Below are 10,577 nucleotides of genomic sequence, written 5' to 3'. Positions count from 1 at the left end.
GGCGGTGCTCGGCCAGGAAGGCGAACACACTGCCCGCCGGCACCAACTCCCCGACCAGCGCCTGCGCGTCCAGCAACTCCCGATCCGATCGCGTAATCCTTTGCACCACAACATCATCACACGCCACACCGCCCATAGCCGTCAGACACGACGATCGCTGGACGGGTTATTCAGTGCGCTCCTAGACAGGCGCGGCCCGACGGGGTGCTGGCTGAGTACCTCATGGAGCCTTACGACGTGACGTTGCACTTCATGGGCAAACCATGGAAAAAGGTGCCCGTCGAGGTGGGCCATGACGAGATCGACGGGCTTGAGGACGCTGACCATCCGACCGAGATCGCCGACCAGATCGCGGCTATCGGCAGGGTCCTGGGTTTCGGGGAACTGGCGCCGGTCCCACTCATATCACTGGAGCAGCAGATCACTCAGAAGATTCACGCCGCGACCGAACAAGGCTCGACACGAGCGCATGACTTAGTCGATCTGCAACTGTTATGGCATGCGGGCACGGTGGGGGAACACGGGCTCGATCTGCTGAAGCTCGCGGATCGGTGCCGACGGACATTCGCCTACCGGAAAGCCCACATGTGGCCGCCGGCCGCGGCGATGCCCAACGCTTTGGAGACGCGTTACCAGGTGGCCAAAGATGAAGTGAACCGGGCCGTCCTGCTGGTCGCGACGTTGCCCGAGGCATGCGCATGGCTGAACGCGCGGATCGAAGAGATCGACACCCATTAATAGTTTCGGTCCCGCGCCCGCCGCCGCTCAGCGCCCCCACTCGTCAACCGCCGACCGGCCACCATCCCACCGGTCACCCGCCGAGACAAGCGGGGGCTGGGCTCTCGCCTGGCCGCAGCCCCAATCCCCGTCCAATGGGCGACATTAAATTTAGATAGCGTGCCGGGCCAAAATTCCGACCCCACCCACCAACGGGCAATACATCAGCGCCCTCCCGGGCACCTCGCGTCCGGACTGGCCCGGCCTCAACACGCAGTGCATCATAATCCGGTGAGTAAGGTTGCCCTAACTACCGAACCGCCGATGTCCGCGGAGACGGCTGCCGCGCTGGCGCGCAAACCTACGACGATGACCTACGTCCTGAGCCCGATCTTGCGCTTCTATCGCCTCGAATTCCCCGAACACTTCGGGGTCGGCACCCAGGCATCGGGGCGCCTGTGGTGGTTGGGCGTAATACCCGCGTGGACCCACCACCTGACGATCAAGCAACTCGATGCCACCGAGTTCTATACCAACGAACACGGCGGACCCGTACGCACCTGGAACCACCGCTTGACTTTCGAGCCCATCGACGAGCACCACTGTCGTTACACCGACGAGATTGAAACGGATGACGGGCTGCGCGGCGCTCCGACGCGGTTGTTCATCAGGCTGATGTTCCGCCACCGTCACCGCCGGTGGCACCGGCTGGCAGAAAGACTGCGCTGATCCTCGCCCGCCCGGAGAGCAGCACCCAATGGCGTTGGGAGCCAACGCATTCGAGTCAGGTCCGCACGCGAAGCGGAGATGTCTTGACACCACTCGCCGACCGCGGCGTGCGCGCCGAAACGGGCGATCCCAAACCCACGATGACCGTCTGGAAGCGAATCACCGACCCGACGAGCGATGGTGGCGGCAACTGCCGACCCGCATCCGGCACAGCGGTAGGCAAACTCTCGTTCCACCGCCTGCATGCGGTGCATGCTTAATCGGTGACCGCAAAGAGCCTGCTCAGCCGCCGCAGCGTCATCCGGGATTACCTGCAGGGCGCGGTCTGGGTGCTCCCGACACTGGGCATTGTGCTCGGCCTTGCGGCTGGAGCTGCTCTGTCGCTGATCCCGGTGAAACCCGGCTCGCTGATCGACCAGCTGATGTTTCAGGGCACCGCCGGCGACGCTCGCGGGGTGCTGATCGTGGTGTCGGCCACGATGATCACCACCATCGGCATCGTCTTCTCGCTGACGGTCCTGTCCCTGCAGATCGCTTCCAGCCAATTCTCGGTCCGGTTATTGCGGACCTTCCTGCGCGATGTGTCCAACCAGGTGGTGCTGGCGATCTTCGCCTGCACCTTCGCTTACAGCACCGGCGGGCTGCACACCGTCGGCGAGCATGCCAGCGGGGGCGCGTTTGTCCCGAAGGTCGCGGTCAGCGGTTCCCTCGCGCTGGCCTTCGTCAGCTTCGCCGCGCTGATCTATTTCCTGCACCACCTCATGCATTCGATCCAGATCGACACGATCATGGAAAAGGTGCGACTGCGCACCCTCGGGCTGATCGACGAGATGTATCCGGATCCGGATACACCGGATCGACAAGTGGAAACGCCACCCAAGCCGCCGGCCGAGGCGGTGCCGCTGCTAGCCCCGCAGTCGGGTTACCTACAGACCGTCGATATCGACGAGATCGCCGAATCAGCAGCAGCCAGCGGGCACACCGTGCAACTGGTTGCCTTTGTCGGCGATTACGTCACCGCCGGGGGCTTGCTCGGCTGGTGCTGGCACCGGAGCGCGAAGCCGGGCCCACCGGAATCGGACTTTGCGCAACACTGTTTGCGCTTTGTGCACATCGGGTTCGAGCGCACGCTGCAGCAGGACGTCCGGTTCGGACTGCGGCAGCTGGTCGATATCGCGCTGCGGGCGCTATCGCCTGCGGTCAACGACCCCTACACGGCAATCCAAGTCGTGCACCATCTTTCGGCCGTCGAATCGGCACTGGCATCACGCGCGCTTCCCAATGACGTACGCCGTGACAGCAGCGGGGAGCTCCTCGTCTGGCTTCCCTACCCCGGCTTTGCCGCCTACCTGCACGTCGGCTGTGCTCAGATACGCCGCTACGGTTCGCGGGAACCGCTGGTGCTGGCTGCGCTGCTGCAGTTGCTGAGTGCCGTCGCCCAAAACTGCGTCGACCCGTCGCGCCGCGCGGCGGTGCAGACCCAGATCGCCCTGGTGGTCCGTGCCGCCCACCGCGATCTCGCGGAGGAATCGGACCGGGCCATGGTTGTCAGCGCCGCCGCACGGGCGACCGAGGTCGCCGAAAAACCCGGGACCTTGGCCCCGCCGTCATCGGTGTTCGGCCAGGTAGCTGCGGCACAGGCGGCAGCATCGACAATCAGGGCCGCCGACAAACGCGGGCCGGTTTAACAGACCCTCGATTAAGCCGGGCTCGCCGACACCGGTGTCCACCGATCCCATGAATCGCCGAAGTTGAGCGTGACCAGCGACGCCGGGTCGACGTTGACGATTTCGCGGAAGTGGTCTTGCCAGCCCCACCAGACACTGATGAAGAACACATGGTCAAACCAGCTGAGCTGGTAATCGGACGGGATGGACTCGCCCTTGTTCTCCGGCGAAAACACCGCCACGGCCAGCATTCCCAGGATCGCGAACTTGGTCAGCTGGATTTTGCCGTCATTGGCAGTGCGCAGTACCGCACCGGCGGTCACATATGGCGTTACTTCGAAGCCAACCGGGCTTTCGTCGATGTGACCGTGCAACCACCGGCGAATCCCGAACAGAACGTCGGCAATGTCGGGGCGCTTGTCGGGCAGATCGGATCGCACCGCCACCGGAAAACGCGTTTCTTCCAGGTTGACGCCCGGGGTCGCCATCACACCGAAGATGTCGAGCGAATCCCGGATGACTTTCCTGAAGCGGGTGCCGACTCCCAACGCCGGATAGCGTTTTCGGGCGGTGCCGTCGACGGCGTTGCATGCGTGCAGCATGGCCACATCCCACAGTTTTCGATCCCACTGTTGCAGCGACTGCGCAACGGACTCGCCCACGGTCATGCGATCAGGCTATCGGCCAGTACCTCGGCCGTGGCGCAACCGCCCCGTTCTATTGAGGTCGAGCAGGAAACGCCGCCACCGGCATTTCGACGCTGCCGCGGCACGGGCCGCTGGCAATATCGGTATGCCAGGTGCCGCGCAGCGACCCGTCCGCCTGAGGCGCGTAGAAGGCCCACGACCGGGCGGGTGCCCACACTTTGGCGGCCCCTTCTCCCAGGTAGCAGTCCCATTGAAAGTCGAAGTGCTCCACCCACCTGGTTCCATCCCATGCGTAGTGGGAAGGCTGGGGCAATGTCGGGTTCTTCGGCGTAGGTCCGTTGGTGGCAGTGGCAACGCACTGGGCAGCCGAACACGTCGTCGTGAAGACGTAGTCCGCGCTGAAAGTGGGTTCGGCCTGACCGGCAGCCATGCTGGTGCCGGACTTGTCGGCGGCGTAGCGCACCAGCGAGTATTTCCCGTTCCACGATGGTGTCGCCGCGTGCACCGGAACCGCAGGGCTGCCGAATAGCGTGGCGGCACCCAGCAGGCCGGCCACCTGCGCTGCGAACCGCGGAAACAGATGCATCGGGTACTTATGGTGCGGGTTCGACGACGCAATCGGGTCTCAGCGCGGACACGATCGCGTTCGGCGGCAGAAGCGACGAAACTGTCACCAATGCAAGGCAATCCATGTCAGCGGCCGAGCACGAGGAACAGCCCGTAGGCGGCGATCGACTGCGAGTCGACGATCACTCCGGAGCGGATCATCTCCTCGACCTCGCCGCGCGCAAACCATGCGCTGCGCATGTCCTGCTCCTCGTGCTCGGGATCGGATTCGCCCTCGGTGAGGTCGGTGGCCAGATACACCCATCCACGCTGGCTCGTCATTCCTGGAGCGGTGTCGAGCCGGCCGAGCAACTCGAGCGACGCCGCGCACAATCCGGTCTCCTCGCGCAGCTCACGCGCGGCCAGCTCGGCGGGCTCCAGATCGGCCAAATCGGGCGCGGTGCCCTGCGGGAACTCCCAGCGTCGGGCGCCGACGGGATACCGGAATTGCTCGACCAGCCGGAATGCGCGCCCGTCATACGGCATCACGAGCGCGTACGTCGGCTTGTCGACCACGCCGTATATCCCGGGGCTGCCATCGGGGCGACGGATGTCGTCTTCGCGGAGCACCATCCAGCGATTGCGATAGATCTCGCGGGATGCTACGGGTTCGATGTAGGGCACCCGGCCAGTATTGCGGCAGCCGCGGGGAGCGCTCCTCGGGCCGACATGCTTCACTAGGCGACGTGTCCGATGACGCCGCTGCGGGCCACTCAGCAGAACACGCAGCCGACTGGCCGGCGCATGCGAGCGACGGCAGCGTCTACCACTACACAGACATCAAGGGCCTCAAGGGAATTCTCGACTCGGGACACATCTGGGGTACTCATGTCGCGTACCTGAACGACTCCCAGGAGTTCTCCTACGGCGTGGAAGCCATCTGCGCGATGATTACGCGCTACGGGGAACACGTTAAAGCCTCCGGACAAGCGGAACCCGAATTGCGATCGTCCGCGATTCTGAGCGTCTGCAACAATGTGCTGCGCGCCCAAGAGCTCATCGAAGACGATTTCGGACCGTTTGTCGCCTGCTTTTCCATGTCCGGAGACGACCTGTCCCAGTGGCGCGGTTACGCTAACGGCGGCTACGCGATCAAGTTCGACAGCCAGATACTGAAAGAAACCGTCAAGCAAACGACGCTTCCCACCGAATTACCGATCGCAGAACCCGCGCCGGTTCCCGAGTTGCATCCGGTGGAATATCTGCCCGATCGGCAGTCCGCGCGGGTGGCCCGGCTGGTCGACGACCACATCGACGAGTTGATCGACGCCGTGGGCGACGACACGGTTTCCGGCATTCATCCAGCCCAGCAGCGCCTGGTCCGGCGAATAATTCCGTTGGCGGCTTCGATGAAACACAAGAAGTTCCTCGGCGAAGCAGAACAGCGGCTGATATCCCATACGTCCGAGACGTTCTATTCCACGTCTCGCATCGGCCTGATACCGCGGATCAGATTCGAATTCGACCGAAGCGCGGTCACCGGAGTGCTGGTGGGGCCGAGCGAACACTGCGACGCCAAAACGCTGTCACTGTACCGTTACCTGCGGCGTAGGTACCCCAAGGCCGACGTCGTCCGGTCCAGCGTGCCGTATCGCGACATCTGACGTAGTCGCCGTCAGGCCGCGGTTTCGGCGGCTTTCTTGATGCGCCGCAGCGTTTCCTGGATGCCTCGGTCCATTTGCCGCCCCCGCGGAATAGCCGCTTCGGCCAACCTATTGACCATCGAGCACCAGAGAAACTCGAATGATTCGGTGAGCAGGGTTCCCGTCGGTGTCGGCTCCATGGTGTAGCGCCAGCGTGTTTCTTCACGGCCAGCACCGTCGTTGACGGTGGTAAAGCTGAATTCTCGGCCCCGATCGGCCGTGCCCACCACCGCGGTCCTTTCCCAGCGCATCAGACCCAGCCGGTTGTACCCGCGGAACCGCGCACCCGGGGCCGCGGTGGAAACCCCGTCGAGCCACTCGCACCGATAACACTCCGGGCTCCAGTCCCCCATCCGGGTGACGTCGGCAATGAGGTCGTACACCAGTTCCGGGGGTGCGGAAATGTCGATACTGCCGTGTCCGCGCCGGGCTGTGGGCATGGCCCGAGTATCCCACCCGACTGCGCGCCGAGTTACCACACATGTTGGGCCGGCAAACCGTTACGGTGCCAGATAGCCGTAGAGAGCGACAGCAGCCAGCGGAGGGGTTGAAAATGCCAGACGACCCGGTGCCACGGCGGTATCGGTGAGAGCGCGCCGGCACATCATCGTCAGCGGTGACGACGCGCTGGCGAACACGATTGTCGAGGAGCTGAACAACGCCGGCGTCCACATTGTCAAGCTTGCCGCCGACGAGCTCAAAGATGCCGAGCTCGCCCACGCGATCGCCGTCATCTGCGCCGGCGACGACGACGCGCGAAATCTCGAAATCGCGCTGCTGGCAAGGAAAGCCGACCCCCATGTGCGGGTGGTGGCGAGGCTGGCCAACGACGTCCTGCGGGAAGCGATGACTGCCGCCAATGAGCCCGGCGCGATCCTCGACGTCGCTGACCTGGCGGCGCCTTCGGTTGTGGAGGCGTGTCTGGCGCGCACCGCTCACCCGTTCGAGGTGGCCGGCATGAAGTTCGTCGTCTGGCGGTCCGAAGCACGGCGCGAGGCAAGCCTGCGGGAGATCTATGGCGACCTAGCGCCGGTGGCGGTGGTCCGCGGCAAGAACTCGTCCAACCCCGGCGAACTGGTGGCCTGTCCGGGCCGCGATCTGCGCGTCCACGCCGGCGACCAGACCGCAATGATCGGCACCGCGGACGAGTTGGCCGTCCGCGGCATCAAAGTCCCCAGGCCCACCGCGACCCGCTTTCGAATGGTGTGGCTTCGTCAGCTGTCTGACGCGGTGCGCGCGTTTCGAAACGACGTGAACCCGATGTTCTATCGGGCTTTGGCCGCGATGGCGGTCCTGCTCATCGGATCAACGATTTTGTTGCGCTTTGCCTACCTGCGTCCACCGGGCATGACGTGGCTCGATGCGCTGTATTTCAGCACGGAGACGATCGCGACCGTGGGCTACGGCGACTTCAGCTTTGCCCACCAGCCGACCTGGCTACGGGTGTTCAGCATCTCGTTGATGTTCGCCGGGGTAACGCTGACCGCGATCCTGGTCGCGTTCCTTGCCGACCTGCTGTTGTCGCGCCGCTTCACCCGTTCGGCCGGCCGGATGCGGGCACGCCATCTACGCAACCACGTCATTGTCGTCGGCCTCGGCTCCTTCGGCATCCGGGTGGTCAGGGATCTGACCGCCGCCGGGTACGACGTCGCTGTCATCGAACTCGACGAGAACAGCCGGTATCTGTCATCGGCAGCCGAGCTCGAGGTGCCGGTCATCTTTGGTGACGCGACATTGCCGCAGACGCTGGAATCGGCCTGCGTCGCCCATGCCCGCGCGGTGGCGGTGCTGACCCAGGACGACATGGTCAACATCGAGACCGGGATCGTGCTGCGTGAAATGCTGGGTGGCCTCAAGGGGAAGGGTCGCAGCGTTCCGCTCGTTCTGCGGGTGTATGACCGCACCTTGGGAAGCGCGGTGGCGCAGCGGTTTGGCTTCGAAAGTGTGCGCTCGACCGTGGAATTGGCGGCACCGTGGTTCATCGGCGCCGCGATGGGCCTGCAGGTGCTGGGCACCTTTTCGGTGGGGCAAAGCTCTTTCATGGTGGGCGGAATGCAAGTGGGCGCCGGCAGCGAACTCGACGGGCTGCCGATGTACGAGTTGTCGACCGACACCCGGGTCATCGCGATCACCCGGGCCGACGAGCCGGTCACGCTGCATCCGCGTCGCGAAGCCCGGCTGCGGGCCGGCGACACGGTGTACCTCGTCGGCCCCTACCGCGAGCTGCTGGCGACGCTGCGTAAGGGCCAACCCGTGCAGCAACGCGCGGTCGGCGGCTTGCCCGAAGCGGCGACTGGCTGATCTACAGCGCGGCGACCACGTCGGCGGCGCGACGAAGCTGTTCCAGGTCAGCACTGGTCGGGATCAGCTGAACTTCGTCGGTGCCGATCTCGTCGAACTTTCGCAGCACCGCCAGCAGTTGTTCCTCGCTACCGGCCCAGCCGGTCATCGGCGCCATGGCATCGACGTATTCGGCCGGGATCCAGTTCATGTAGCGCCGCAGGTGACGATGCACCTGCGCGCGGGCTTGATCCTGCGACCCGAAGGCGAACCAGAACGACGTCCCCAGATGCGGTTTGGGCTTACCTGCTTCGGCCCAGGCGGTGCGAGCAATGTGGTAGAGCTCGTTCTGCCTGGCGACGTCGAGGTCCAGGGTTGTTCCCGCGAGCCCGTCGGCCCACGCGGCGGCGCTGCGGAGGGTCTTTGGCCCAATCGTCCCCACAAGCAGCGGCGGACCGCCGGCCTGCACCGGCGCCGGGCCGATCGGCCGCTGTGACTCGGTGATCTTCTCGCCGGCCCAGATCCGCTTCATGACCGCCACCCGTTCGGCCATACCGCGCATCGTCTGCGTCGAGGAGTCGGCGCCGACGGCGTGGTAGTCCTCCTGCCTGCCGCCGATCCCGACTCCCACCGTCAACCGCCCACCGCTCAGCACGTCGCCGGTGGCCAGGCCCTTCGCCAGCATCACCGGATGGTGCAATTGGGGCACGATCACCGTCGTCACCAATCGGACCCGGTCGGTCCAGGCGGCCAGCGCACCCAGCAACGTCAGGCTGTCGGGGTTGTCGAACGCGATGCGCTCGCCCCAGCACAGCGACGAGAACGGTCCGTCGTCTATTGCGCGCGCCCACTTCTCGAGCACCGCCGCATCGAGGTCGGGCTCCATCACGGGCATGGTCATGGCTATCTGCACGAAGGCGATTCTGGCAGCATGAGCTAGATGGGGTTCGCCAGCACGTCGATTGCGCATGTCAGGCTCACGGTCACCGATATCGAGCGATCGCGGCGGTTCTACGAGAGCGTGTTCGGCTGGCCGGTGCTGATCGAAGTTCCCGACAATGCCGACGATGCAACGCGCCGGCAGTTGGGCTTTCTGTTCGGCGGGGTCATCTACGACCTCGGCGGCGCGCTGCTAGGTCTGCGGCCAGTAGCCGACGACCGCTTCGACGAGGATCGCACCGGCCTGGACCACATCGCGTTCCGAGTCGGCAGCAGAGCCGAATTAGATTCTGCAGCTACACATCTCGACGATCTCGGTATCCGGCACGAGCCGATCAAAGACATCGGGCCGGCATACATTCTCGAGTTCCGCGACCCCGACAACATCGCATTGGAACTCACCGCGCCCAAATAGCGGGCCCGATGCCAGGGAAGGCCAGAACGTGGGCATCAGCTTCAACCACACCATTGTCGCGTCGCACGACAAGCGGCAGTCCGCGGAGTTCCTCACCGACCTGTTCGGCTTGCCCGAGCCGGTTGCGTTCGGTCACTTCATGGTTGTCGCACTCGAACACGGCGCCTCTCTCGATTACGCCGACGTCCCGGCAGACGAGGAAATCCGTGGCCAGCACTACGCCTTCCTGGTCTCCGAGGAGGAATTCGACGCCATCTACGGCAGGATCCAGTCCCGCGGATTGGTGCACTGGGCCGACCCCGGGGCCACCAGGCCCGGCGAGATCAATCACCGCGACGGCGGGCGTGGCGTGTATTTCCGCGACCCTGCCGGACATTTCATGGAGATCGTCACCCGGCCGTACGGTTCGGGCGGCTAGTCGTTAGTCGCCGCTGCGAGTCGACCCGTGCCGTTTGCTCTCCTGCTCGCGGTAGTCGTCGGCAAGTTGTGCGACATGCTTGGGTAGCGTGCCGGCGGCGACGTCGGCCAGGGTGGTTTCTTCGAGCACCGACCGCATACTGGCCCGCAGCGCCCGCCACACATCGGTCAGCGCCGCGGTGGGTCCGGAGTAGGGCAGGTCACCGAGCCCGATATCACGCACGCTGGCCAGCGGCCCGTCGATGCAGCGCAGCACGTCGGCAATGCTGATCTCGGTGCCCGGACGGGCCAGCTCATAACCGCCCTCGCGACCACGGTGGCTGCGCACCAGCCGGTCGGTGCGCAGGTTGGTCAGGATGTCGACGAGAAATTGCGGGGGTATGCCCTGAGCCTGGGCCAAATCGTCGGTCTTGACCAGGATGCCGGTGGGAGCCGTGGCGAGTTGGACCATCGCCCGCACCGCGTACTCAGCCTTGGCCGACATCCGCATGCTTCAGGATTGTGCCACCCGCCGAAA

The 10,577-nt window shown here is 64.8% G+C and carries 13 protein-coding genes; 7 read left to right on the top strand and 6 right to left on the bottom strand.

Annotated elements, in window-relative coordinates; all coding sequences use genetic code 11:
* Positions 1–237: 237 nt before the first annotated feature.
* The 3 genes from CDN38_RS21230 to CDN38_RS21220 all read left to right on the top strand — a co-directional run bounded on the left by CDN38_RS21230 (position 238) and on the right by CDN38_RS21220 (position 3,134).
* Positions 238–738: a nucleotidyl transferase AbiEii/AbiGii toxin family protein gene (locus tag CDN38_RS21230; RefSeq protein WP_161951718.1), complete on the top strand. Its 501-nt coding sequence runs from the start codon at positions 238–240 to the stop codon at positions 736–738.
* Between the two features lie 270 nt (positions 739–1,008).
* Entirely contained in the window at positions 1,009–1,446 is a 438-nt protein-coding gene (locus CDN38_RS21225; RefSeq protein WP_497755994.1) for an Rv1443c family protein, read from the top strand.
* A 263-nt stretch (positions 1,447–1,709) separates the two neighbouring features.
* The gene (locus tag CDN38_RS21220; RefSeq protein ID WP_075513638.1) at positions 1,710–3,134 is read left to right on the top strand and encodes a DUF2254 domain-containing protein; all 1,425 of its coding nucleotides are present in this window, start codon (positions 1,710–1,712) and stop codon (positions 3,132–3,134) included.
* Positions 3,135–3,145: 11 nt separating this feature from the next.
* Here CDN38_RS21220 and CDN38_RS21215 read toward each other — a convergent pair whose 3' ends face one another.
* From CDN38_RS21215 to CDN38_RS21205, 3 genes are all read right to left on the bottom strand, one after another.
* Positions 3,146–3,781, bottom strand: a complete 636-nt coding sequence (locus CDN38_RS21215) for an Rv1289 family protein (protein WP_075513639.1) — start codon at positions 3,779–3,781, stop codon at positions 3,146–3,148.
* Between the two features lie 49 nt (positions 3,782–3,830).
* Positions 3,831–4,346 carry an Rv2253 family sensor-like surface protein gene (locus CDN38_RS21210; RefSeq protein WP_180276366.1) on the bottom strand — a complete coding sequence of 172 codons (516 nt, stop codon included), beginning with the start codon at positions 4,344–4,346 and terminating at the stop codon, positions 3,831–3,833.
* 107 nt (positions 4,347–4,453) lie between these two features.
* Positions 4,454–4,990, bottom strand: a complete 537-nt coding sequence (locus CDN38_RS21205) for an NUDIX domain-containing protein (RefSeq protein ID WP_075513640.1) — start codon at positions 4,988–4,990, stop codon at positions 4,454–4,456.
* A gap of 62 nt (positions 4,991–5,052) precedes the next feature.
* On the opposite strand from CDN38_RS21205, the gene CDN38_RS21200 reads away from it, so the two are divergent.
* On the top strand, positions 5,053–5,970 hold the full coding sequence (locus CDN38_RS21200; RefSeq protein ID WP_075513641.1) for a DUF2971 domain-containing protein: 918 nt from the start codon (positions 5,053–5,055) through the stop codon (positions 5,968–5,970).
* Positions 5,971–5,981: 11 nt separating this feature from the next.
* Here the strand turns inward: CDN38_RS21200 and CDN38_RS21195 are convergent, their stop codons facing one another.
* A complete protein-coding gene (locus CDN38_RS21195) occupies positions 5,982–6,449 on the bottom strand; it encodes an SRPBCC family protein (protein WP_075513642.1) in 468 nt (155 codons plus the stop codon).
* 145 nt (positions 6,450–6,594) lie between these two features.
* On the opposite strand from CDN38_RS21195, the gene CDN38_RS21190 reads away from it, so the two are divergent.
* A complete protein-coding gene (locus CDN38_RS21190; RefSeq protein ID WP_075513643.1) occupies positions 6,595–8,310 on the top strand; it encodes an NAD-binding protein in 1,716 nt (571 codons plus the stop codon).
* Between the two features lies 1 nt (position 8,311).
* Here the strand turns inward: CDN38_RS21190 and CDN38_RS21185 are convergent, their stop codons facing one another.
* A complete protein-coding gene (locus tag CDN38_RS21185; protein WP_075513644.1) occupies positions 8,312–9,190 on the bottom strand; it encodes an LLM class flavin-dependent oxidoreductase in 879 nt (292 codons plus the stop codon).
* A 39-nt stretch (positions 9,191–9,229) separates the two neighbouring features.
* Here CDN38_RS21185 and CDN38_RS21180 point away from each other — a divergent pair, with 39 nt between their 5' ends.
* Both CDN38_RS21180 and CDN38_RS21175 read left to right on the top strand, forming a co-directional pair.
* On the top strand, positions 9,230–9,643 hold the full coding sequence (locus tag CDN38_RS21180) for a VOC family protein (RefSeq protein ID WP_075513645.1): 414 nt from the start codon (positions 9,230–9,232) through the stop codon (positions 9,641–9,643).
* Between the two features lie 28 nt (positions 9,644–9,671).
* On the top strand, positions 9,672–10,061 hold the full coding sequence (locus CDN38_RS21175) for a VOC family protein (RefSeq protein ID WP_075513646.1): 390 nt from the start codon (positions 9,672–9,674) through the stop codon (positions 10,059–10,061).
* Between the two features lie 3 nt (positions 10,062–10,064).
* On the opposite strand, the gene CDN38_RS21170 is transcribed toward CDN38_RS21175, so the two are convergent.
* Positions 10,065–10,550: an Rrf2 family transcriptional regulator gene (locus tag CDN38_RS21170; RefSeq protein ID WP_075513647.1), complete on the bottom strand. Its 486-nt coding sequence runs from the start codon at positions 10,548–10,550 to the stop codon at positions 10,065–10,067.
* Between the last annotated feature and the right edge of the window lie 27 nt (positions 10,551–10,577).

The organism is Mycobacterium ostraviense, assembly GCF_002705925.1.
GTDB classification, from domain to species: domain Bacteria; phylum Actinomycetota; class Actinomycetes; order Mycobacteriales; family Mycobacteriaceae; genus Mycobacterium; species Mycobacterium ostraviense.
Note: the sequence above shows the minus strand (reverse complement) of the source record. Positions and strands in the feature narration are given on the sequence as shown.